At 63.1% G+C, this 22,882-nt stretch carries 24 protein-coding genes and 1 pseudogene; 10 read left to right on the plus strand and 15 right to left on the minus strand.

Going from position 1 to position 22,882, the window contains the following annotated elements; all coding sequences use genetic code 11:
- The first annotated feature begins 9 nt into the window (after window positions 1-9).
- A pseudogene (locus EOC94_RS24015) lies at window positions 10-434 on the plus strand (ACT domain-containing protein).
- 116 nt (window positions 435-550) lie between these two features.
- Here EOC94_RS24015 and EOC94_RS24020 read toward each other — a convergent pair.
- Window positions 551-1,585, minus strand: a complete 1,035-nt coding sequence (locus EOC94_RS24020) for an aspartate-semialdehyde dehydrogenase (RefSeq protein ID WP_095484850.1) — start codon at window positions 1,583-1,585, stop codon at window positions 551-553.
- 627 nt (window positions 1,586-2,212) lie between these two features.
- Here EOC94_RS24020 and EOC94_RS24025 point away from each other — a divergent pair.
- From EOC94_RS24025 to EOC94_RS34670, 3 genes are all read left to right on the plus strand, one after another.
- Entirely contained in the window at window positions 2,213-4,057 is a 1,845-nt protein-coding gene (locus EOC94_RS24025) for a DEAD/DEAH box helicase (RefSeq protein WP_127293930.1), read from the plus strand.
- A gap of 419 nt (window positions 4,058-4,476) precedes the next feature.
- A complete protein-coding gene (locus EOC94_RS24035) occupies window positions 4,477-5,172 on the plus strand; it encodes a DUF805 domain-containing protein (protein ID WP_127293932.1) in 696 nt (231 codons plus the stop codon).
- Window positions 5,173-5,485: 313 nt separating this feature from the next.
- Complete coding sequence (locus EOC94_RS34670; RefSeq protein ID WP_245465639.1) at window positions 5,486-5,881, plus strand: DUF805 domain-containing protein; 396 nt, start codon at window positions 5,486-5,488, stop codon at window positions 5,879-5,881.
- Here the strand turns inward: EOC94_RS34670 and EOC94_RS24045 are convergent.
- The 5 genes from EOC94_RS24045 to EOC94_RS24070 form a co-directional block, all read right to left on the minus strand.
- Complete coding sequence (locus EOC94_RS24045; RefSeq protein WP_095484853.1) at window positions 5,871-6,359, minus strand: GNAT family N-acetyltransferase; 489 nt, start codon at window positions 6,357-6,359, stop codon at window positions 5,871-5,873. The two genes, EOC94_RS34670 and EOC94_RS24045, sit on opposite strands and share 11 nt — an antisense overlap.
- Before the next feature lie 4 nt (window positions 6,360-6,363).
- The gene (leuB, locus tag EOC94_RS24050) at window positions 6,364-7,467 is read right to left on the minus strand and encodes a 3-isopropylmalate dehydrogenase (RefSeq protein ID WP_127293934.1); all 1,104 of its coding nucleotides are present in this window, start codon (window positions 7,465-7,467) and stop codon (window positions 6,364-6,366) included.
- Window positions 7,468-7,691: 224 nt separating this feature from the next.
- Window positions 7,692-8,075, minus strand: coding sequence for a RidA family protein (locus EOC94_RS24055; protein WP_127293936.1), 384 nt, complete (start codon window positions 8,073-8,075; stop codon window positions 7,692-7,694).
- Window positions 8,076-8,255: 180 nt separating this feature from the next.
- Window positions 8,256-8,540, minus strand: a complete 285-nt coding sequence (locus EOC94_RS34675) for a hypothetical protein (RefSeq protein ID WP_245465640.1) — start codon at window positions 8,538-8,540, stop codon at window positions 8,256-8,258.
- Window positions 8,541-8,893: 353 nt separating this feature from the next.
- On the minus strand, window positions 8,894-10,117 hold the full coding sequence (locus EOC94_RS24070; RefSeq protein WP_127293942.1) for an argininosuccinate synthase: 1,224 nt from the start codon (window positions 10,115-10,117) through the stop codon (window positions 8,894-8,896).
- A gap of 184 nt (window positions 10,118-10,301) precedes the next feature.
- On the opposite strand from EOC94_RS24070, the gene EOC94_RS24075 reads away from it, so the two are divergent.
- On the plus strand, window positions 10,302-10,943 hold the full coding sequence (locus EOC94_RS24075) for a LysE family translocator (protein ID WP_127293944.1): 642 nt from the start codon (window positions 10,302-10,304) through the stop codon (window positions 10,941-10,943).
- Here EOC94_RS24075 and EOC94_RS24080 read toward each other — a convergent pair.
- The 6 genes from EOC94_RS24080 to EOC94_RS24105 form a co-directional block, all read right to left on the minus strand.
- Window positions 10,915-11,400, minus strand: a complete 486-nt coding sequence (locus tag EOC94_RS24080; RefSeq protein ID WP_127293946.1) for a hypothetical protein — start codon at window positions 11,398-11,400, stop codon at window positions 10,915-10,917. The two genes, EOC94_RS24075 and EOC94_RS24080, sit on opposite strands and share 29 nt — an antisense overlap.
- Window positions 11,397-11,861 (minus strand): hypothetical protein, encoded by a 465-nt coding sequence (locus tag EOC94_RS24085; protein WP_127293948.1) that lies wholly within the window; start codon window positions 11,859-11,861, stop codon window positions 11,397-11,399. Before EOC94_RS24085 ends, EOC94_RS24080 begins: the two co-directional genes overlap by 4 nt.
- Complete coding sequence (gene rlmN, locus EOC94_RS24090; protein ID WP_127293950.1) at window positions 11,858-13,093, minus strand: 23S rRNA (adenine(2503)-C(2))-methyltransferase RlmN; 1,236 nt, start codon at window positions 13,091-13,093, stop codon at window positions 11,858-11,860. The genes EOC94_RS24085 and rlmN overlap by 4 nt, the downstream gene beginning before the upstream one ends.
- Window positions 13,094-13,286: 193 nt before the next feature.
- A complete protein-coding gene (locus EOC94_RS24095) occupies window positions 13,287-13,790 on the minus strand; it encodes an invasion associated locus B family protein (protein ID WP_095484861.1) in 504 nt (167 codons plus the stop codon).
- Between the two features lie 240 nt (window positions 13,791-14,030).
- Window positions 14,031-14,393 (minus strand): YkvA family protein, encoded by a 363-nt coding sequence (locus EOC94_RS24100; RefSeq protein ID WP_095484862.1) that lies wholly within the window; start codon window positions 14,391-14,393, stop codon window positions 14,031-14,033.
- Window positions 14,394-14,624: 231 nt separating this feature from the next.
- A complete protein-coding gene (locus EOC94_RS24105; RefSeq protein WP_127293952.1) occupies window positions 14,625-14,918 on the minus strand; it encodes a 4a-hydroxytetrahydrobiopterin dehydratase in 294 nt (97 codons plus the stop codon).
- 52 nt (window positions 14,919-14,970) lie between these two features.
- Between EOC94_RS24105 and EOC94_RS24110 the strand changes: the two genes are divergently transcribed.
- A complete protein-coding gene (locus tag EOC94_RS24110) occupies window positions 14,971-15,489 on the plus strand; it encodes a low molecular weight protein-tyrosine-phosphatase (RefSeq protein ID WP_127293954.1) in 519 nt (172 codons plus the stop codon).
- On the opposite strand, the gene thpR is transcribed toward EOC94_RS24110, so the two are convergent.
- Together thpR and EOC94_RS24120 are read right to left on the minus strand one after the other, a co-directional pair.
- On the minus strand, window positions 15,393-15,989 hold the full coding sequence (gene thpR, locus EOC94_RS24115; RefSeq protein ID WP_127293956.1) for an RNA 2',3'-cyclic phosphodiesterase: 597 nt from the start codon (window positions 15,987-15,989) through the stop codon (window positions 15,393-15,395). The genes EOC94_RS24110 and thpR overlap by 97 nt on opposite strands.
- A 138-nt stretch (window positions 15,990-16,127) precedes the next feature.
- A complete protein-coding gene (locus EOC94_RS24120) occupies window positions 16,128-16,772 on the minus strand; it encodes an arylesterase (protein ID WP_095484866.1) in 645 nt (214 codons plus the stop codon).
- 85 nt (window positions 16,773-16,857) lie between these two features.
- Here EOC94_RS24120 and EOC94_RS24125 point away from each other — a divergent pair, with 85 nt between their 5' ends.
- The 4 genes from EOC94_RS24125 to EOC94_RS24140 all read left to right on the plus strand — a co-directional run bounded on the left by EOC94_RS24125 (window position 16,858) and on the right by EOC94_RS24140 (window position 21,945).
- Window positions 16,858-17,553, plus strand: coding sequence for an ABC transporter ATP-binding protein (locus EOC94_RS24125; protein WP_127293958.1), 696 nt, complete (start codon window positions 16,858-16,860; stop codon window positions 17,551-17,553).
- A 187-nt stretch (window positions 17,554-17,740) separates the two neighbouring features.
- Window positions 17,741-20,239, plus strand: a complete 2,499-nt coding sequence (locus EOC94_RS24130; RefSeq protein WP_127293974.1) for an ABC transporter permease — start codon at window positions 17,741-17,743, stop codon at window positions 20,237-20,239.
- Window positions 20,240-20,468: 229 nt separating this feature from the next.
- Window positions 20,469-21,248 (plus strand): Bax inhibitor-1/YccA family protein, encoded by a 780-nt coding sequence (locus tag EOC94_RS24135; protein ID WP_095484868.1) that lies wholly within the window; start codon window positions 20,469-20,471, stop codon window positions 21,246-21,248.
- Between the two features lie 124 nt (window positions 21,249-21,372).
- Window positions 21,373-21,945: a GNAT family N-acetyltransferase gene (locus EOC94_RS24140; RefSeq protein ID WP_127293960.1), complete on the plus strand. Its 573-nt coding sequence runs from the start codon at window positions 21,373-21,375 to the stop codon at window positions 21,943-21,945.
- Here EOC94_RS24140 and EOC94_RS24145 read toward each other — a convergent pair whose 3' ends face one another.
- Window positions 21,946-22,332 (minus strand): DUF2794 domain-containing protein, encoded by a 387-nt coding sequence (locus EOC94_RS24145; protein ID WP_095484870.1) that lies wholly within the window; start codon window positions 22,330-22,332, stop codon window positions 21,946-21,948.
- Window positions 22,333-22,882 lie beyond the last annotated feature (550 nt).

Consider the following 22,882-nt stretch of genomic DNA (forward strand, 5'->3'; position numbering starts at 1 on the left):
AGCAAATCGATGGCCGGCGAGACCGATCTGAAAAAACTGCTGGCGACAATGGCGCCGGAATTGCGACCCGGCATCCATGTCTTCGCCAAACTGCCGCCCGATGCGCCCATCCCAGACAGCCTCGAGCCGGTGATGCTGTTTCGCGAGCGCGAGGGCACGACGGTGATCGCGCTTGAAGAGAAAGCCAAGGCCGCTGGCCTGGAAACGGTCTTCCGCTGCCGGATGGTGACGCTGAACATCCATTCGTCGCTGGAGGCGGTAGGCTTCCTCGCCGCCATCACCACCGTCTGGCCGCCGCCGAAATCGGCGTCAATCCGGTCTCGGCCTTCTACCATGACCATTTGTTCGTCCCGGCCGACCGGGCGGAGGATGCGATAGATGTGCTGCGGAGGCTGGCGGAGGAGAATCGGGGGGTGACTACCTTTCCCCCGTGAGCTGGGAGAAGGGAGCTAACGGCCGAAGGCCGAGCCCGCGTCCGCGGGCCGCCGGCTGTCCGGCGCCCCCGCGGAGGGCCCGCCGCGGCAGCGGCGATACGGCCCGTGAGCGAAAACTAAGCCGCCTTCTTCTTCGGCTGGATCAGTCCGCGCTCGATCAGCAATTCGGCGATCTGCACCGCGTTGAGTGCGGCGCCCTTGCGCAGATTGTCGGAGACGATCCACATCGACAGGCCATTGTCGATGGTCGAATCTTCGCGAATGCGCGAGATGAAGGTGGCATCCTCGCCGGCCGAATCCAGCGGCGTGATGTAGCCGCCGTCCTCGCGCTTGTCGAGAACCTGACAGCCTGGCGCCTCGCGCAGAATCTCACGTGCCTCGTCTGCGGTTATCGGCTTTTCGAACTCGATGTTGACCGCTTCCGAATGGCCGATGAACACCGGCACGCGCACGCAGGTCGCCGTCAGCTTGATCTTGGGGTCGAGCATCTTTTTGGTTTCGGCCACCATCTTCCACTCTTCCTTGGTGAAGCCGTCGTCGAGGAAGACGTCGATGTGCGGGATGACGTTGAAGGCGATGCGCTTGGTGAACTTCTTGACGTCGACCTGGTCGGCGACGAAAACCGCGCGTGTCTGCGTGAACAGCTCGTCCATGCCTTCCTTGCCGGCGCCGGATACCGATTGATAGGTGGCGACGACGACGCGCTTGATGGTGGCGAAGTCGTGCAGCGGCTTCAGCGCCACGACGAGCTGCGCCGTCGAGCAATTCGGGTTCGCGATGATGTTCTTGCGCGTGAACAGCGAAATCGCGTCCGGGTTCACTTCCGGCACGATCAGCGGCACGTCCTGGTCATAGCGGAAGGCCGACGAATTATCGATGACGACGCAGCCCTGCTTGCCGATCTTTGGCGACCATTCCTTCGAGACATTGCCGCCGGCCGACATGATGCAGATGTCGGTGTCGGAAAAATCATATTGGTCGAGCGTCCTGACCTTCAGCGTGCGGTCGCCGAACGACACTTCCGTGCCCTGGCTGCGCCGCGAGGCCAGCGCCACCACCTCGCTCACCGGAAAGCCGCGCTCTTCCAGTATGTTGAGCATTTCCCGGCCCACATTGCCCGTGGCGCCGACGATTGCAACCTTGAAACTCATCGAAATCTCCTGTCCTCTCCGCTCGGTTTTTGGAGAAAACCCGCCGGCCGATGCGGGTTTCAACCCCCGGGCCGGACCCGGGAGAGGGTGGTTAGGCCAAGGGAACTCAGACCGTTTTAGTGGTCGTTTTAGCCGTAGTTTTGCTGGAACGAGGAGACGCGCCGACGCGCCCGGCCCAATGGTTTGCATTGCGGCCGGGGAGGTCGAATGCAAGAAGCGCCATCAAAAGGCCGCGCATCGAAACTATCCCGTTCGGTGCCGGCTTTTACGCGGTTTGTGTAAAGAGTCAATCGCGACGAGCGAGGCGGCAACGCAATCGCGAGGTTGAATAGCCCGCCCCTTTTTGGGCGTTTGCGCTGCCCCTCACCCTTACCCTCTCCCCGTGAAAAACGGGGAGAGGGGTCGCCGGCGTTGCGGCTAAGCCCCTTCTCCCCGTTCTTCACGGGGAGAAGATGCCGGCAGGCAGATGAGGGGCAGCGCCGACATTGACAATTGATCGCGGTTTTTTGCGCACCCTGTACAATGATGGTCGCGCGAAGTACGAACGGCCAAGATTGTTTGGCTGGCGCTGCGCCGGCCCCGGCATGCGCTCCGATGAGCACAGACCTTGAATTCCGAAAGAAGCATATGTCCAATTTCGAAGCTATTGTCCCCGCGCTGGCAAAGGCGCTGGAAAACCGCGGCTATGTCGAGCTGACGCCGGTGCAGAAGGCGGTTCTCGAGCTCGGGCAGGCCGATGCGCTGGTTTCGGCGCAGACCGGCTCCGGCAAGACCGTCGCCTTCGGGCTGGCTCTGGCGCCGACCCTTCTCGATGGCGCCGAACGCTTTTCCCACGCCGCCGCACCGCTGGCGCTGGCCGTGGCGCCGACGCGCGAACTGGCCCTGCAGGTAACGCGCGAGCTGGAATGGCTCTACGAACTGACCGGCGCGACCGTGGCATCCTGCGTCGGCGGCATGGACATGCGCACCGAACGGCGCACGCTGGAACGCGGTGCCCACATCGTCGTCGGCACGCCTGGCCGACTGCGCGACCACATCACTCGGCATTCGCTCGACATGTCGGCGCTGAAGGCAGTGGTGCTCGACGAGGCCGACGAGATGCTCGATCTCGGCTTTCGCGAGGATCTCGAATTCATTCTCGACGCTGCCCCAGCCGAGCGCCGCACGCTGATGTTTTCGGCCACCGTGCCGCGCTCCATCGCCACGCTGGCCAAGGGCTACCAGCGCGATGCGGTGCGCATCTCGGCCTCCGGCGAGGAGAAGCAGCATCTCGACATCGAATACCGGGCGCTGAGCGTGGCCCAGGCCGACCGGGAAAACGCCATCATCAACGTGCTGCGCTATTACGAGGCGAAGAACGCACTGGTGTTCTGCAACACGCGCGCTGCCGTCAATCACCTGACCGCGCGCTTCAACAACCGCAACTTTTCCGTCGTGGCGCTTTCGGGCGAACTGAGCCAGAACGAGCGCAGCCACGCGCTGCAGGCGATGCGCGACGGCCGCGCAAAAGTCTGCATCGCCACCGACGTGGCGGCGCGCGGCATCGACCTGCCCAACCTCGAACTGGTGATCCACGCCGACCTGCCGACCAACCCGGAGACGCTGCTGCACCGAAGCGGGCGGACGGGGCGGGCGGGACGCAAAGGCGTCAGCGCGCTGATCGTGCCCAACAGTGCCCGCAGGCGCACCGAACGCCTGCTGCAAAGTGCCGGCCTTGCGGCGACATGGGCAAGCCCGCCTTCAGCCGATGACGTCCTGCGCCGCGACGACGAGCGCATCCTCGCCGACCCGGTTTTCACCGAGCCCGTGTCGGACGACGAGCGCGGCTTCGTCAATGCGCTTCTCGACCAACGTGGCGCCGAACTGGTGGCGGCGGCCTTCGTGCGTCTCTGCCGCTCCAGCCGATCGGCGCCCGAGGATCTCTTAGACGTCGCTCCGTTCACGCCGTCGGGTGACAAGTTTGCGCGCAGGGACGAGGCGCCAAGCCGCCGCGACGATTTCGGCGACAGCGTCTGGTTCTCGCTGTCGGTGGGGCGCCGGCAGAATGCCGAGCCACGCTGGCTAATCCCGATGCTGTGCCGGACAGGCGGCATCAGCAAGCGCGAGATCGGCGCCATCAAGATGCAGCCGGAGGAAACCTTCGTGCAGATCGCGGCCGACTGGGCCGACCGGTTTCTCCAGGCGATCGGCCCGGATCGCAAGCTGCAGAACAACATCACGGTGAAGCGGCTGGACGGCATGCCCGACCTGTCGCGGGCCGGCTATCAGGAACCACGGCCGGACAAGAAACCGCATCGTGGCAAGCGGGCATTCGACCAGAACGCGCCCAAATTCGAGAAGCGCGCGGCGCCGGCCGGACAGCGCGATGCCAGCACCTTCGAGGCAAAACCCTGGGCGAAGAAGCCGGGCAAGCCGAAGTTCGAGACCAGCGGATCGCCGAAACACAAGAAAGCGAAGAAGCGGCCGGGTTAGGTCCTCGACACGGTGATTCCGTCAGGCCGATACGACGCGAACGTCGACAGTTCCTTTCTATAGCAGAGACCCTGGGATCTATGCGGTAACAGGAAGAAGACCGTAGCGTCGGCGATCCTTCGCGCCCCCCTCTGTCCTTCCGGACATCTCCCCCACAAGGGGGGAAATTAGATGTCACCTCGGCTTTCGCCAATCTCAAACGTTGAAAGAGGGCAGGACGGCGAGGCTGCCGATCTCCCCCCTTGTGGGGGAGATGTCCGGCAGGACAGAGGGGGGCGCTGTCCCGCCGACGCCTCCGCAAAGTTCTCCACCACCGCATTGTCGTGACACAGGTCGATGCACTGCATTTCGCAGACACCCCTTGCGATCCGCCGCAACTCTAGACAGTCTGGGCGAGACGCGAATGGGGGTGGGCAAGCATGCGCGGCGAGGTTCTTCACTATGACGAGACCCAAGGCTTCGGTTTCATCACCGGAGCGGACGGCAACCGCTACACTTTCGCGCGCGAGAATCTGCGCCGCGTGACGTCGGTGGCCAAGGGCGCGCTCGTTGAGTTCCAGCCGGGTGGCGGGCATGCGCGCGATGTCTTTTCGATTAACGCCCAGACGGCTGCGGCCGGTGTTCCTGCTGCTGCGGCCGCGCCCTCTCGGACCGGCAACGCGCCTGAAGCGCCTAAGCCGCAACATTTCGGCCGGTCCGCCGACAACGAGCCCGCTGCCGCTACCGGATTGTGGGATTACTTTCGGCGGGGCCTGACTGAAAATTACTTCAACTTCGCCGGTCGTGCCCGCCGCAAGGAATATTGGGGCTTTTGCCTGTTCTGGACGATCGCGCTGACCGTGGTCGTCGGCATTGGCCTCCTCATCGACGACTCCATGGGCAATATGGAGGAGTTGCCGGCAGTAACGGTCGGTCTTTGCGGCGTGTTTGTGCTGGCGACAATCCCGCCATGGATCGGACTGAACGTGCGGCGCCTGCATGACATCGGCTTGACCGGCTGGCTTTTTCTGGTGGTGTTCATCCCGACCATCGGCGGGCTGATCATCCTGGTCTTCGCGCTGGTCCCGACGCAGGCCCGTGAAAACCAGTGGGGCTCGGTGCCGGCAGGCGTCTAGCTTAAAACGTGTACCTTGCAACTGACTACAACTCTTGATAGTATCAAGGCGGCACAGTATTTGGGGGCAAGGCAATGCGCGGCGCGGTTTGCCAGGATCAGGGTTTTGGATACATCAATGGGGCCGACGGCAAGCGCTACATCGTCGGGCATGAGGATCTGAGTCCCGGCGTGGTGTTGGTCAGAGGCGCGCCCGTCGAGTTTCAGCCGGACGATGGGGCTGCGCGCGCCGTCATTGCAGGAAGGCCAAGCGCTGCCGAATCCAGCAGCCTCATTCCCCGTGGCGTTGAACCTGCCCAATCCACCACCGGATTATGGACGTATTTCTGGCACGCATTCAAAGTGAGACATGTCAGCTTCACCGGCCGCGCCGCAAGGAATTTTGGGGCTTTTTTCTGTTCACGCTGATCGTGTTCTTCGCGCTTTTTGCCTTCGGCGTTCTCATCAATGCAGCGATCACAGCTATCGTAGGCGACCTGGAATTTGGAGCTTTGGGTTATGCGCCAGCCTTCTTGTTCCTGCTTCTGACTGTCTTGCCGTGGTTTGCCCTTATGGTACGACGCCTGCACGACATCGGCCTGAGCGGCTGGTTCGTTTTGCTGTACTTCGTTCCCGGCTTCAACACGCTGGGTGTGTTGGCCCTTGGGCTTATCCCATCCAAGGTCGGCGAAAACCCTTGGGGGCCGGTGCCGGCGGGCGTCAGGATTTAATCGCGATCGCCTTCAGCGCCTCGCCGGACAGCCTGAGAAAGACTTTCTGGCCATGGCGGTCGGCACCAAGCCCGTCGTAGAAGCGTAGCGCACCTTCGTTCCAGTCCTCGGTGGTCAGGTCGATGCGGCCGATGCCTTCGCGCAGGCAATGGCCGGCGAGAAATGCCATCAGAGCCCGACCGACACCGGCATTGCGGACGTTTTCCCGCACGAACAGATCCTTGAGGAACAGCAGCCGTTCGAGATCGATGCCGGGATGTGCGATCGCAACCGACGCAAGCCCGCAAATCTCGCCCTCGGCGAAGGCGAGTGCGAAATGCGGATAGGCCGGGCTTTCCTGGTCAAGCCATTTCTGCGAGGCAGACAGAGCCCGGTCGGCATCGATCGGCGGCTGCCGGTAATGCACCGCCATCTCGCACAGCATGGCGGCGAGTGCAGCCGCATCCCCGGTCGTCGCCCAGCGGACGTCGACCGCCACAGGCTCAGCCCAGGAACTTGGCGATGATCGCATCGCCCATCTCGGTGGTGCCGACCTCGGTCATCCCTGGCGAATGAATATCCCTGGTGCGCAGGCCGTCGTCGAGCACGGCGGCGATGGCGCTTTCCAGACGGTCTGCTTCGGTTACCATGCCGAAGGAATAGCGCATGCACATGGCGAAGGAGGCGATCATGGCGATCGGGTTGGCGATGCCCTTGCCAGCAATGTCGGGCGCCGAGCCATGCACCGGCTCGTAGAGCGCCTTGCGCTTCTTCGTCTTGGCATCCGGCGCGCCGAGCGACGCCGAAGGCAGCATGCCGATCGAGCCGGTCAGCATCGCGGCGATGTCGGACAGCATGTCGCCGAACAGATTGTCGGTCACGATGACGTCGAACTGCTTGGGCCAGCGCACCAGTTGCATGCCGCCGGCGTCGGCCAGCATGTGATCGAGCTTGACGTCGGCATATCTGGCCTTGTGGGTCTGGGTGACGACCTCGTTCCACAAAACGCCGGATTTCATCACATTGCGCTTTTCCATTGAGGTGACGTGGTTCTTGCGTGTCCGCGCCAGCTCGAAGGCGACGCCGGAAATGCGCTCGATCTCGAACGTGTCGTAGACCTGCGTGTCGATGCCGCGCTTCTGGCCGTTGCCGAGATCGATGATCTGCTTCGGCTCGCCGAAATAGACGCCGCCGGTGAGCTCGCGCACGATTAGAATGTCGAGACCCTCGACCACGTCCTGCTTGAGCGAGGAGGACGCCGCCAGCGCTGGATAGCAGATGGCCGGCCTGAGATTGGCGAACAGCTCCATATCCTTGCGCAGCCGCAGCAACCCTGCCTCCGGGCGCACCTCATACGGCACCGCATCCCATTTCGGCCCGCCGACGGCGCCGAACAGCACCGCGTCGGCGGCCATCGCCTTGGCCATGTCGGCATCGGAAATCGCCGCGCCATGCGCGTCATAGGCGCAGCCGCCGACGAGCCCCTCATCGGTGACGAAACCACTGCCGAGCTTGTCGTTCATGGCTGATATCAGCTTCTTCACCTCGGCCATGGCCTCGGGGCCGATGCCGTCGCCGGCGAGCAGGAGAAGATTTTTCGAAGCCATCAGAACCGTCCTAATTGTGGCGCATGACCCCGAAATCGGAATCGATTTCGGAAAGGATCATGCGCAGAAACAAAATTCTACAGCGTCCTTTGCGCGTCCAAAAGGACGCGCGGCGCTGTCGTGAGCCGCGGCCTTGCTAAACGCCAAGCGGCCTATGCGCAAGCGTTTGGTTCACAGCATCTTTGGCGATCCTTGGCGGCCCGCACCGCCCCGCACCGCCGCGCTCAGGCCGTGCGCTTGAGTGCCGTCACCTCGATCTCGATCTTCATTTCCGGCTTGTTGAGCTGGCAGACGATCATCGTCGCCGCCGGCCTGATGTCGCCAAAGGCTTCGCCGAGAATCGGAAAGACGATGTCCACGAAAGCCGCGTCGGTGATGTAGTAATGCGCCCGCACCACATCGGCCATCTCGAAGCCGCCGTCCTGCAACGCCTTGGCGATCGTCGCCAGGCAATTGCGCGTCTGCGCCTCGACCGTCTCCGGCATCGACATGGTCGCATAGTCGTAGCCGGTCGTTCCGGAAACGAAACACCAGTCGCCCTGCACCACGGCGCGCGAATAACCGGCGGCCTTCTCGAACGGCGAGCTGGTAGAGATCAGTTTTCGCATGGTTTCCTCGCAAATCCTTTAGGCAATGTGAGCTGAAGAACCCTGCACTCGATCGGCGCGGGAAGGTCGAGGGAAGCGGGGTCATAGTCGTTGGCTTTGGCGACAGCCAAGTTCGCCAGGACAGCCAAGGCAGGCAGGAAACCGGCTCCAAGATTGGCCAAGCGCCTGGGCACATCACGCTCAATAATGCGCGTAGCCGCTCAATGGGCATTTCTGGGAAATGGGAACCTGGAAGGTGCCGTCAACACCGTTGCAGGTACGGAACTTGAGCGTCCACGGCGCCGGGATAGCCGCCTTTGGCTTGCCCTCGATGACCATCGGGACTCCGGGACCCTGCGCGTAGCCGCTCAACGGGCATTTCTGGGAAGCGGGAATCTGGAAGGGGCCGTCAAAACTTTTGCAGGTACGGAATTTGGAGTTCCGCGGCGCCGGGGTAGCCGCCTTTGGCTTGCCCTCGATGACCATCGGGACTCCGGGACCTTGCGCGTAGCCGCTCAACGGGCATTTCTGGGAAGCGGGAATCTGAAAGGGGCCGTCAAAACTTTTGCAGGTACGGAACTTGGATGTTTGCCCCGCCGGGACTTGCGTGGATTGACACCCGGTAAAGACGGCTACCGCCGCAAGCAGAAGAAAAATTCTATTTTTCACTGTCAAAGCCCTTCGACCCGCAAGAGAAGTAAGATCAAACCACCGAAAGGTCAAACAGGAAACGATCTGAGAGCGCGACCTCTTTATATTAGAGACGCCAAATAAAACCCGGCGTCTTCACCGGGTTCCTAACTCGTCTAAGCCTTGAGGGGAACGGGCCTGTTGGAATATCAACCCTTGCGGTTGCGCGCCGCCAGCGTCCTTAGCCTCAGCGCGTTGAGGCGGATGAAGCCCTCGGCGTCCTTCTGGTCGTAGGCGCCACGATCGTCCTCGAAGGTGACCAGCGCATCGGAATAGAGCGTCTTCTTCGACTTGCGGCCGGTGACGATGACGTTGCCCTTGTAGAGCTTCAGCCGCACCGTGCCTTCGACATCTTCCTGGCTCTTGTCGATCATTGCCTGCAGCATCAGCCGCTCGGGCGCGAACCAGAAGCCGTTATAGATCAGCTCGGCATAGCGCGGCATGAACTCGTCCTTGAGGTGGGCGGCGCCGCGGTCGAGCGTGATCGATTCGATCGCCCGGTGGGCGGCGATAAGGATGGTGCCGCCGGGGGTCTCGTAGACGCCGCGCGATTTCATGCCGACGAAACGGTTCTCGACCAGGTCGAGCCGGCCGATGCCGTTGTCGCGGCCGAGATCGTTGAGCGCCGCCAGCATCGTCGCCGGCGACAGTTTCTTGCCGTTGAGCGCGATCGGATCGCCCTTCAGGAATTCGATTTCGATCTCGGTGACCTCGTCCGGCGCGTCCATCGGCGAGATGGTGCGCTGGTGGACGAATTCCGGCGGCTCGGTCCACGGGTCTTCCAGCACCTTGCCCTCGGAAGACGAGTGCAGCAGGTTGGCGTCGACCGAAAACGGCGCATCGCCCTTCTTGTCCTTCGGCACCGGAATCTGGTGCTGCTCGGCGAAGTTGATCAGGTCGGTGCGCGATTTGAACGACCAATCGCGCCATGGCGCGATGACCTTGATGTCGGGGTTGAGCGCATAGGCCGAGAGCTCGAAGCGGACCTGGTCGTTGCCCTTGCCGGTGGCGCCGTGGGCGATCGCATCAGCGCCGGTCTCTTTGGCGATCTCGACGAGGTGCTTGGAGATCAGCGGGCGGGCGATCGAGGTGCCGAGCAAATAGGTGCCTTCATAGACGGCATTGGCGCGGAACATCGGGAAAACGAAGTCGGAAACGAACTCCTCGCGAACATCCATGATACGGATGTCCTTGATGCCCATCATCTCGGCCTTGCGCCGCGCCGGCTCCAGCTCGCCGCCCTGGCCGAGGTCGGCGGTGAAGGTGACGACTTCGGCGCCGAGCTCGGTCTGTAGCCATTTCAGGATGATCGAGGTGTCGAGGCCGCCGGAATAGGCGAGCACGACTTTCTTGACGGCTTTTGCTTTTGGCATTGTGGGCGGTTCCGCGACGGGGTTCTTCGCGGGCGAGGTATCACGCCGGTTCCGGCTAGCGCAAGGGACGAACGATCCCCCGGTCGCTGCTGGCATACTGGATCAGCCGTGGTGCCGGCCAGAAGCTGGCGCCGGCTTGGCGCTTGCGGTATAGGCTGCGCCTTCTTCATTCAGGGGCCCGCCCATGTCCTTCATTCCCGACACCACCACGCTGATCCAGTTCGCCATCGCCACCGTGATCCTGGCGATCACGCCCGGGCCTGACATGACGCTGTTCGTCTCGCGCACGCTGAGCCATGGCCGCGCCACGGGCTTTGCCTCGATGGCCGGCGCGCTGTGCGGCACGCTGATCCACACCACGCTGGTGGTGGTCGGCGTCTCGGCGCTGATCGTCGCCTCGCCGGCGGCCTTTCTCGCGCTCAAGATGTTCGGCGCCGGCTATCTCGTCTTCCTGGCGTGGCAGGCGATCACCAAGGGCTCGGCCTTTTCACCCGAGAGGAAGAGCGGGCCTGAGATTTCGCTGTTCCGCGCCTGGGCGGCGGGGCTCGGCGTCAATCTGCTCAACCCGAAGATCATCCTGTTCTTTATGACCTTCCTGCCGCAGTTCGTCTCCGCGCATGATCCCAACGCGCCCGGAAAACTGTTTTTCCTCGGCGCGATGTTCGTCGTGCTGTCGATCCCGGTAACGGCGCCGATGGTGTTTGCAGCCGAAAAATTCTCGGCGGCGATGAAGACCAGCCCGCGCGTCACACGCGTCGTCGATTATCTGTTCGCCGGGGTGTTCTCGGCCTTTGCGCTCAAGATCCTGACGGCCCAGGCGAAGTAGGCGCGGACCTTCCGGCTTGCCGCCAGCTCCCGGCCGAGCGCCCGGCGCTCAGCCAGTAGAAAATGCCGCCAACCATGCCGCAGCCGATCACGGCAGCGGCGACGCGCGGATCGGTGATCTCGAAATTGGCATCGGCGGTCTGGTAAGCGAAGCCGAGGAAGCCCGCCGCGACCACCGCGCCCGCCAGCGCGTAGAACAGCCAATCACGCCGTCCCAGGATTTCGGAGACGAGGATGGCGACCGCCGCCGGCATGAAGGCGAAATAGGCGACGAACAGCGCGACGAAGGGGATGGAAAACCACAGCGAGGCCTGCGCCGCTGGCTGCGTCTGCTCCGTCATCAGCCCAAGCGACGCCAGAAACATGATGTTGAGGAAGGCGCTGGCCGCCAGCGAAGCGACGCCATAGCCGATCAGGATGACGGCGAAGCGGATGAGGTAGGCAAAGAGACGGTTCATGCCAAAACTGCTCCCCTTTGTTTGATAAGGAAACGCCCGGTTACTGCCCAGTAGGCATAACCGCCGGAGAATCCACCGGGTAGACAGGGCAGGAGTAGCGCAGCGGATATGTTCAACGGGGTCGTTTGTGTCCAGGCGCTTAAGACCAGAAGCGCGAGGATGGCGTTCAGGGCGCCAGCGCACGCAAATGGCAGCCAGCGGTTCCAGCCTTGTCCACGGGCGACAAGCAGCGTGAGCAGAAAACCGGGCAGCGCCGTCAGGAAAGTAGTCATGAGCACGGATTGGTAAACAAAGCCCACACCGCGGACGCTGCGGTAAAACGATCCCCAGGCGCCGCCATCCAGCAGGGCGGTCGGGAGCAGCAACACGAAGAAGGTGGCGGCGACCGCAACCAGGACGGCAATGACATAACCCAAAGATATGAATGCGACGCGGCCGAACCAGGCAACAAGACGATTCACGCCTCGCCGTGCCCCGCGATCATCATCGCCTCTAGCGCCAGCCGGTCGACCTTGCGCATGCGCTCCGAGTCCGACTTGAGCTGGCCGCAGGCGGCGAGGATATCGCGGCCGCGCGGCGTGCGGATCGGCGAGGCATAGCCGGCATTGTTGATGTAGTCGGCGAACTTCTCGATCGTCTCCCAGTCCGAGCACTGGTAGTTGGTGCCCGGCCACGGGTTGAACGGGATCAGGTTGATCTTGGCCGGAATGCCCTTGAGCAGCTTGATCAGCCCCTTGGCGTCCTCGATCGAATCGTTGACGTCCTTCAGCATCACATATTCGAAGGTGATGCGGCGGGCGTTCGACAGGCCGGGATAGGCGCGGCAGGCGGCGATCAGCTCTTTCAACGGATACTTCTTGTTGATCGGCACCAACAGGTCGCGCAGATCGTCATTGGTGGCATGCAGCGAGATCGCCAGCATGACGCCGATCTCCTCGCCGGTGCGGAAGATCTCCGGCACGACGCCGGAGGTCGACAGCGTGATGCGGCGCTTCGACAGCGACAGCCCGTCGCCGTCGGACGCGATCAGCAGCGCCTTCTTCACCGCCTCAAAATTGTAGAGCGGCTCGCCCATGCCCATCATGACGACGTTGGACACTTTCCGGCCCTCGGCCGGCACGATGGCGCCGTCGGGCGTGTCGCGGTCGGGGAAATCGCCGAGCCGGTCACGGGCGGTCAGAAGCTGAGCGAGGATTTCTTCCGCCGTCAGGTTGCGCACCAGCTTTTGCGTGCCGGTGTGGCAGAAGGAGCAGGTCAGCGTGCAACCGACCTGCGAGGAGATGCACAGCGTGCCGCGGCCTTCTTCGGGGATGTAGACGGTCTCGATCTCGACCGGCCGGCCGGCACCGCGCGGCGGAAAGCGAAACAGCCATTTGCGCGTGCCGTCGGAGGAAATCTGCTCCTCGACGATCTCGGGCCTGGCGACGGTGAAGTGCTTATCGAGCTCGGCGCGCAAATCCTTGGAGATGTTGAACATGCCGGCGAAGTCGGAGACGCCGCGCACATACATCCAGTGCCAGAGCTGCTGGGCGCGCATCTTGGCCTGGCGCTCCGGCACGATGCCGGATGCAACGAGGGCAGCGCCGAGCTCGCCGCGGGTCAGGCCGATCAGCGACGGCTTTTCGGCCGGCATGGCGCGGGCGCGCAACGCGTCACGAGCGCCGTCAGTGGTAAGATCAAATGAAAGGGTCATTGTTGCGCCAATATAAGCGATTTGCGGCCGATTACAGCATCGTGCCCGAAATGAAGCGCGGCGCATAGCACAGGTTGGTGGCGGAGTCATGGGTGCCGCCGGTGCAAGGCTCGCCGCAATGTGCCGGCCGGCGGCGCTTCAAAAGCAAAAAGCCGGGCTTGCGGCCCGGCCCTTACTCAAACTCGGCCTATGGCTATTTGCACTTGGCGATAGACGACAGCGCCGCCGAGATGCCTTTCAGCGAAAACACATAGGTGGTGGTGTTGCCGCGGCCGGACTTCGCCTGGACCTTCATGTCGCTGCCGGACTTCATCGCGGCGATCAGCACCGGCTCCTCGGCGGCGTTCTCGACCCAGGCCGACTTGCCGCGGGTGAACATGGAAAAGCTCTTGCCGTCGATGGTGACGGTGGCCTTGGAGTTTTCCTGGAAATTGTAGCCGGCGATGAATTGCGGCTCATAGGACACCTGCTGTCCCGGCCGCTGGCTGACGAAGAAGAACATGTCGCCGTGATCAAGCGTCGGCGGCTGCTTGTCGGTCGGCACGGTCAGCACATAGCAAACCTTGCCGCCCGACGCCTGGTAGCTGTAAGTGCCCCAGGCATTGTGCTGGCCGATCTTGGTCGCCGACTGCGCCAACACCGGCGCTGTCATGGCCACCAGTGCCAGGCTCGAAATTGTAGCAATCAATCCGCGCATCGCTTTTCCCGTATTCCAAATGGTGCGGACGCAGGCCGGCTCGGCGTCCTGCCCGTCGCTTCATTTTGATTTAATCTGGGTTACCAAACGGTGAACTTCCCTTGGGAAAAGGACTTCCACCCCAGGAAACCGCCGCCATCCTTGCGCCCGTCGCTCGAAAAGCGGCAGTTGCAACGTCCCTGTCGCGACTTGGAGGCCACGAAAGCGGCAAGAGTTTGACTTTTCTGCCTTATCGCCGGCTCAGCTGTTGTCGGCTATCGCCTGCCTGGCGGCGAGCCGGTGCGCGGGGGTGATGTGGGCTTTGACGGCAGTGATCGCGGCGGTCAGCACGGCGATGTCGTCGGTAAAGCCCAGCCCGAAGACGAAGTCGGGGATGACGTCCGTCGGTAGCACGAAATAGCCGAGGGCCGCCAGCAAGATGCCTTTGGCGCGCAGCGGCGTGTTCTTGTCCATGGCGCAGTAATAGGCGGCGACCAGCTCTTCCATGAACGGGATTTGCCGGGCAGCCTTCTTGGCCGTGCGCCAGAAGTTCTCGCGCACTTCGCGCGCGTCGCCCGGCTTGCCGCCAAAGCCGAAGAAATCAAAACTGGATTTTTGCGCCATCAACCTCTCCTAACGAGGCTGCGCTCGTCGTTCCGCGCGCGCCTGCCAGCGGGAAATGTGGTGAAAGCGCCCGTCCACTACAAGAGCTCGGCCGTTCCCCGGCCTGAAAATCAGGTGATGCTGGCCTGCAAGTGGCTGGCAATCGCCCGCTTTGGAGGTTAGCGGAAACGCCCCTCCCTTCGTCATCCTGGGCGGAGCGAGGGGCTACGGCGTCGTCAGATCTCCAACGACCTAATCGAAATAGCGGTTCATCGTCTTGGCCAGTTCGAAATCGAGCGCGGTCAGGCCGCCGGCATCATGGGTGTTGAGCGTCACGTTCACGGTCTTGTAGACATTCGACCAGTCGGGGTGGTGGTCCATCTTCTCCGCCGCCAGGGCGACGCGGGTCATAAAGGCGAAGGCTTCGGAGAAGTTGTTGAAGGTGAAGCTGCGCGCGATCGCGCCGCCATCCTTGGCCAGCGACCAGCCATCGAGGCCGGCCAGCGCCTCGGCGACCGCCTCCTTGCTCAGTTTCTCTCTCGCCATGTTCGTTTCCCGTGCTATCTGGATTTGCAGTCTTCAGCATAGTGCCGGATCGATGAGTGCAAAGCCGATAAAATCCATTCTTTTCGTCTGTCTCGGCAATATTTGCCGGTCGCCACTGGCGGAGGGCGTGTTGCGCGCCGTCCTGGCGGAGCGTGGCCTCGATCGCGATATCCTGCTCGATTCGGCCGGAACCAGCGACTGGGAAGCCGGTTCGGCACCCGACCCGCGCTCGGTGTCGATTGCAGAGCGGCACGGCATCGATATTTCCACACAGAGGGCGCGCAAGCTGACGCCGGACGATTTTTCGCGGTTCGACCTCATTCTCGCGATGGACCGATCAAATCTCCGGGATTTGAAAGCGCTGGTGCCTGCCGCCATGCGCGACCGTGTCCATCTGTTCCTGGAGTTTGCGCAGGGAAGGTTGAGCGACGTGCCGGACCCTTATCGCGAGGGGCCGGAGGCGTTTGCCTCGGTCTACCGCATGATCCGCGAAGCATCGGAGGCGCTGGCGACGCGGCTCGAAGCGCGGCTGTCGGCGCCAGACAGCGGCCAGGCCTCCTCGACGATGTAGGGTCCGCCGCCGACCGAATCGCGCGACGACATCAGGACGAAGCGGCCGACGCGGAAGGGCATCGTCGAAAAGTTGCCGCGTGCCGACAGATACTGGGCGACGTCGAGCGGGCTCGAATTGCGTAAGCGGGCCAGCGTTACATGCGGCATGAACTTGCGGGGATCGGCGGGGATGCCGAGGCGCTGGCAGATGCGCTCGATCTCGGCTTGCAGGGCCGAAAGATCGGGCGAGGCGGAAACGCCGGCCCACACCGCATGCGGTTTCTTCTGGCCGAAGGCGCCGACGCCGGACAGCGTCAGCGGGAAGGACGGGCGGTGGACACGATCGAGCGCGTTGGCGATCTCGTCGGCGACATGGCCCTCGACATCGCCGATGAAGCGCAGCGTCATGTGGTAGTTCTCGACGTCGATCCAGCGGGCCCCGGGCAGGCCGCCCCGGAGCAGGGACAGCGAAAGGGCGGCATCACGCGGTATTTCGAGGGCGGTGAAAAGACGCGGCATGGCAAGCCTCCTGTCCTCGAATCGAACTCTTGTCCCTAGCGAATCATCGATAATGGAGCGGGGCAAGTGGTTTGTTGGTCGCAGGCCCGCCTAAAATCTTCCCCTGGGGAAAGCGAAGCCTCCTCGAAGTCCAGTTCTTCAAGAGTTGCCCTGAATCACGGCAATGGCCTTTTCGACATCCGGCAGTATGCGCTCGACCATGCGGTCGATGCCCTTGGCATTCGGGTGCAGGCCGTCCTCGAGCTGCAAAGCGGGCTCGCCGGCGACGCCGTCGAGAAAGAACGGATAGAGCGGGACGCCGTATTTTTCCGCCAGTTTCGGAAAGATCGCGTCAAAGCCGTTCTGGTAGTCGGCGCCGAGGTTGGGTGCGGCACGCATGCCGGCCAGCAGCACGGCGATCTTGCGCTGCTTCAACTTCGCCAGCATGGCGTCCAGATTCTTTTGCGTGATATCGGGAGAAACGCCGCGCAGCATGTCGTTGGCGCCGAGCTCGAGGATGACAAGCTGGGTGCCGTCCGGCACCGACCAGTCGAGACGCGACAGGCCGCCGCTCGACGTATCGCCGGAGACACCGGCATTGGCGATCGTCACATCGTGGCCCTTGGCGCGAAGTGCTGCCTCGAGTTTTTGGGTGAAGCCTTCGTCCGGTCCGAGGCCAAAACCCGCCATCAGGCTGTCACCGAAGCCGACAATCTCCAGGGGTTCGGCGCGCGCCGACGAAATGGCGCCGCAAATTCCGAGGAAAAGGATGAAGACTGCGGCAAGAGGGTGTTTGAAAGCCATGTGGCAGGCCCCATATGACCAAGAACATTACGTTGGCGGCAGGCCGAATTCTGGCCTCCACTCTCCCATATAGGACGATTTTATTTTGACAGAAGCCGTCATCGCGCTGAAAGACGTATCGCTGACGCTCGGCGAAGGAGCGTCTTCCGTTCATGTGCTGAAAGGTGTCAGCCTCGATGTGGCAAGTGGCGAGGCGACCGGCATCGTCGGGCCGTCGGGCTCGGGAAAGTCGACGCTACTGATGGTTCTGGCTGGGTTGGAAAGGGTCGATTCGGGCACGGTACGAATTGCCGGCGAATTGCTGAACGGCAAGAGCGAGGACCAGATCGCATCGTTTCGGGGGCGAAACATTGGCATCGTTTTCCAGTCCTTCCACCTCATTCCCAACATGACGGCGCTTGAAAATGTCGCAGTGCCGCTGGAACTTGCCGGCCATGCCGATCCGTTCGGGGTGGCGGCGCGGGAGCTGGAGGCAGTGGGTTTGAGCGATCGCGTCACTCACTATCCCGGCGAATTGTCCGGCGGCGAACAGCAGCGTGTGGCGATCGCCCGGTCGCTCGCACCTTCGCCGCGCATCCTGATCGCCGACGAGCCGACCGGCAATCTCGACCAGACAACCGGGCGGCAGGTTGCCGATCTTCTGTTCGCCAAGGTGGCCGAGCGCGGCATGACGCTGGTGCTGGTCACCCATGATCCGGCGCTCGCCGCACGCTGCTCCCGGCAGGTGTCGATGCGGTCGGGCCGGATCGAAGACGCGCCGTTGCTCAAAGTGACGGCGTAGCGCCATGGCTGACAAGGCCCCCTCATCCGGCCCTTCGGGCCACCTTCTCCCCGCCGGGGAGAAGAGGCTGACGCCGGCGTTGGCAACCTCTTCTCCCCTCGGGGAGAAGGTGGCCGCGAAGCGGCCGGATGAGGGGGTTGCCTGGTCGCGCACGCTGAAGCTCGCCTTCCGCTTCTCACTGCGCGAGATGCGCGGCGGGCTGTCCGGCTTCCTGATCTTCCTTGCCTGCATCGCGCTTGGCGTCGCGGCGATCGGCGGCGTCAATTCGGTGGCCCGGGCGATTACTGCCGGTGTCGCCAACGAAGGCCAGTCGCTGCTCGGCGGCGATCTTCGTTTCCAGCTCAACCAGCGCGCAGCGACGCAAGCCGAGCACGTCTTTCTCGACGGGCTGGGCACGGTCTCGCACAGCGCCAGCATGCGCTCGATGGCGCGGCTCGAGGACGGTTCCGACCAGGCGCTGGTCGAGACCAAGGCGGTCGACGGAGCCTATCCGCTCTACGGCGCGCTGGAGACCGAGCCGGCGCTGTCGAAGCAGGAATTGTTCGGCGAAAGATCCGGTATTTTAGGCGCCGCCGCACCCGATCTTTTGTTCGAGCGGCTGAACCTTGGGATCGGCGACCGGCTAAAGCTCGGCAGCGCCACATTCGAACTGCGCGCCAGGCTCGTCAGCGAGCCGGACGCGGTATCCGACGGTTTCGGCTTTGCGCCGCGGCTGATGGTCTCGACGGACGGGCTTGCCGCTTCCGGTCTGATCCAGCCGGGCAGCCTTGTCGAAAATGCCTACAAGATCCGCCTGCCCGTCGGCACCAGCGAAGCGGGTATCAAGGCGATCCAGGAGCAGGCCGGGGAGGACTTTCCCGAGGCCGGCTGGACCATCCGCACGCGCAGCAACGCAGCACCTGCGTTGTCGTCCAACATCGAACGGTTCTCGCAGTTCCTGACGCTGGTCGGGTTGACGGCGCTGGTGGTCGGCGGCGTCGGCGTGGCCAATGCGGTGCGCGCCTATCTCGACGGCAAGCGCGGCGTCATCGCCACCCTTAAGAGCCTGGGCGCATCGGGCGGTTTCGTCTTTGCCGTCTACCTCGTGCAGATCCTGATGATCGCCGCCCTCGGCATCGCGCTTGGCGTTGCGCTTGGCGCGCTGATGCCGTTCGCCGCGAGCGCGGCACTCCAGTCGGTCATTCCGGTGCCGGCGGAAGGTGGGTTCTATCCCGGCGCGCTCGGCATGGCGGCGCTGTTCGGGCTGCTGGTGACGCTGGCTTTCGCCTTGCTGCCGCTCGGCCGTGCGCGCGACGTGCCGGCGACGGCGCTGTTTCGCGAAATGGGTTTTGAGGGCCGCGGTTTTCCGCGCCCGCTCTACGTGGCGGCGGCGCTCGGCATCGCGCTGCTCCTAGCCGCGTTGGCCATTCTGTTTTCCGGCGATCGCCGCATCGCCTCGATCTTCGTCGGCGCCACCATTCTTGCCTTCCTGGTGCTGCGCGTCGTCGGCGCTCTGGTGCAGTGGGCCGCCAAAAAGAGCCCGCGCGTTGGCTCGACGGTGCTCAGGCTCGCCATCGGCAACATCCACCGGCCGGGAGCCTTGACGCCGTCGGTGGTGCTGTCGCTGGGGCTGGGGCTGACGCTTCTGGTGACGCTGGCGCTGATCGATGGCAATCTCAGGCGGCAGATTTCCGGCAGCCTTCCGGAACGGGCGCCGAACTTCTTCTTCGTCGACATCCAGAGCAGCGATGTCGACGCGTTCTCCGCGCTGGTCGGCAAAGAGGCGCCGCAGGGCACGCTGGTCAAGGTGCCGATGCTGCGCGGCCGGGTGATGGCGCTGAACGGCGTCGACGTCGACAAGGTCAAGGTCCCGGCGGAAGGGGCCTGGGTGCTGCGCGGCGATCGCGGGCTGACCTACGAGGCCAGATTGCCGAAGAATGCGACGCTGACCGAAGGCACATGGTGGCCGGACAATTATGCCGGTGAGCCGCTGGTGTCGTTTTCGGCCGAGGAAGGCAAAGAGATCGGGCTGAAACTCGGCGACACGGTCACCGTCAACGTGCTTGGCCGCAACGTGACGGCGAAGATCGCCAATTTTCGCCAGGTCGAGTGGGAGACGATGGGCATCAACTTCGTCATGGTGTTCTCGCCCAGCACATTTGCCGGCGCGCCGCATAGCTGGCTGGCGACGCTGACCGAAAAGGGCGCGTCGGGGGCCGACGATGCCCGTCTTCTCAACGCGGTCACCCGGGCCTTTCCCGCGGTGACGACAGTCAGGGTCAAGGACGCGCTCGACATCGTCAACCGGCTGGTGGCGCAACTCGGCACGGCAATCAGGGCCGCGGCTGGCGTGGCGCTGATCGCGTCGGTGCTGGTGCTGGCCGGCGCGCTGGCCGCCGGCAACCGGGCCCGCATCCACGACGCAGTGGTGCTGAAGACGCTGGGCGCCACCAGGAAAACGCTGATCGCGGCCTTTTCACTGGAATATATGCTGATCGGCCTCGCCACTGCGATCTTCGCGCTGGCGGCAGGCGGGGTTGCCGCGTGGTTCGTTGTCGCGCGCATCATGACGCTGCCATCGCATTTCATGCCCGACGTGGCGGTGGCAACCATCGCCTTTGCGCTGGTGGTCACGGTCGGCATCGGTCTCGCCGGCACTTGGCGGGTGCTTGGCCACAAGGCGGCGCCGGTGCTGCGCAATCTCTGATCGCAAGGCTTGGCGAGGCTGTTTTTGATTAATTCTGCGTAATGTTGCGGCTTCGAAAGCCGAAAAAGCGGATTTCAGGGACTTCACGAAGCATTACGCTCCGTTACGGTCTTGTTCTTGACGCCAATAACCATCATATTTCGCCGCAGGCATGCTGGAGCCCCGCCAGCGGCGCCTGGGTCTAAATGGACCTGACACCGGACGGGGCAGAAGCAATATGAGGATTTCCATGGCTGAACCCGTTCGCAATTATCAGACGCGCGCCGTGCCCGGCGCCGGCGTCGATGCTGCCATCGACCAGGGCCTGCGCGCCTACATGATCAAGGTCTACAATCTGATGGGGCTTGGCCTCCTCATCACTGGCCTTGCCGCAGTCGGCACGATCATGCTGGCCACCACCACCGATCCGGCTTCGGCGGTTGCGACGCTGCCGAGCGGCGAGATGCTGACCTCCTTCGGCTACGCGATCTTCGGGTCGCCGTTGCGCTGGGTGGTGATGCTGGCTCCGCTGGCCGCTGTGCTGTTCCTGTCGTTCCGCGTCCAGTCGATGAGCGTTTCTGCCGCGCAGACGACGTTCTGGGTCTATGCCGGCTTGGTCGGCCTGTCGCTGTCGTCGATCTTCCTGGTCTACACCACCGCCAGCATCTCGCAGACCTTCTTCGCCACCGCGGCGGCTTTCGGCGCGCTGTCGCTTTACGGCTACACGACCAAGCGCGATCTGACCGCGTTCGGCTCGTTCCTGGTGATGGGTGTGTTCGGCCTGATCATCGCGATGGTGATCAACATCTTCCTGCAGTCGTCGGCATTGTCCTTCGCCGTTTCGGCGCTCGGCGTGCTGATCTTTTCGGGCCTCACCGCCTATGACACGCAGAAGATCAAGGAGATGTATTTCGAGGGCGACGCCACCGACGTTGCCGGCCGCAAGGCGATCATGGGCGCGCTGACGCTCTATCTCGACTTCATCAACCTGTTCATGTTCCTGCTGCAGTTCATGGGCGACCGCCGCTAACAGGCTTTTGTTTGGACTGGTCTGACTGGACCAGCGAGTTTTGTAAGGGCGGCCCAACGGCCGCCCTTTTCTTTTGTTCCGGCCTCTGCTGTGATAGAAGGCAGATGAACGATTTGCATAAATTATGAGCAACGTCACCATACGGGCCGCTACATCGGCGGACCTCGACCAGATCACCGATATCTATGCCGACGCGGTGACAAACGGGACGGCGAGCTACGAGCTGGAGCCGCCGAGCCGCGCCGAGATGGGCCAGCGATTCGACAGTTTGATAGCGGGCGGCTTTCCCTATCTGGTGGCGGAAAAAGATGGCATCGTGCTCGGCTATGCCTATGCCGGCGCCTTCCGGCCACGCCCCGCGTATCGCTTTGTCGTCGAGGATTCCGTCTATGTCGCGCCCGAGGCCAAGGGCCAAGGCGTCGGGCTCAAGCTGATGCAAGGGCTGATCGAGACCGCCGCGGCGGCGGGCTTCCGCCAGGTCATCGCGGTGATCGGCGACGGCCGACCGGATAGTGCCTCGGTGCGGCTACATGAAAAGCTCGGCTTTCGCCATTCGGGCCGCCTCGAAGGCTCCGGCTATAAGCACGGACGCTGGCTGGACACGGTGTTCATGCAACTGCCGATCAATGACGGGGCCTCGGTCCCGCCCGATCTCAACTCATTGCCGGAACAGAAATTCCGCCGCCAGAATAAGTAGTTAGGCCTCGACCAGCTTCAGCGTGCGGTCGAAGACGCCAAGCACGCGGCCAAGTTCCTGGCCGCGCTTGAGGATGCGGCCGCCAGCGGCAATGACAGCGAATGCGCCTTGCCGCCGCGCCAGCTTCGGATCCTTGACGATCTGGAACAGCGGCACCTCGCTGGTGCGGCGGAACACGGAAAAGACGGCGCGATCGGTGAGATGGTCGATGGCGTAGTCGCGCCACTCATTGGCGGCGACCATGCGCCCGTAAAGCCTCAGGATCTGGTCCAGTTCGCGCCGGTCGAACCGCACCGGCTGGTCGAGGCGTTCGCGTCTTGCCTCATGCAGCGGGATCAGTATTGCGGATGCGTCCCCATCCTCCGTCCCACTGCCATGATCAGTCATGCCTCGATCCCTTCGAATGAATCTTATGCCAACCAAAGTTGGCGCTTTCGCCGTAGAATTGCAAGCCCGACCGAGCAAAGGCGGCGGCGCACCGTTTCCGCAGTGTCCAGTCACGTTTATAAAACGCCCGTTGGAATTGGTGATGCTTCGCCACAATTCTGCCTTCTTTTATCCGCGCTCATGCCCCAATGTCCGACGAATTTACGGGTGTTGCCTGAGACGGTTCGGTCCGGCACTGGCTCGTAAACCCCAAGCCCCCCGCCCACGGGTCTGCGTCGGATCGAACCAACCTCGGTTTTTCCTTGGAAAAATCGGGTGCGACGATCCCAAAACCTAAATGACCGGCGTCAGAAGCAAGCTGACGCCGGTTTTTTATTGGCTGGATGGAGTGGCGGGTAGCGCGGCTCTCCCTTCTCCCCTTGTGAGGGCTTTGCACGGGGAGCGAAGTGGAGTTCGGTGGTCAGTGGGGGCCTTTTTGAAGGCCGGCAGAGCGGTTTTCCGCGGCCCTTGCGAGGCCTTTGTCGGTTTAGGCAGCCATCCTGCCGGATTG

The organism is Mesorhizobium sp. M6A.T.Ce.TU.016.01.1.1 (assembly GCF_003997065.1).
GTDB lineage: Bacteria > Pseudomonadota > Alphaproteobacteria > Rhizobiales > Rhizobiaceae > Mesorhizobium > Mesorhizobium mediterraneum.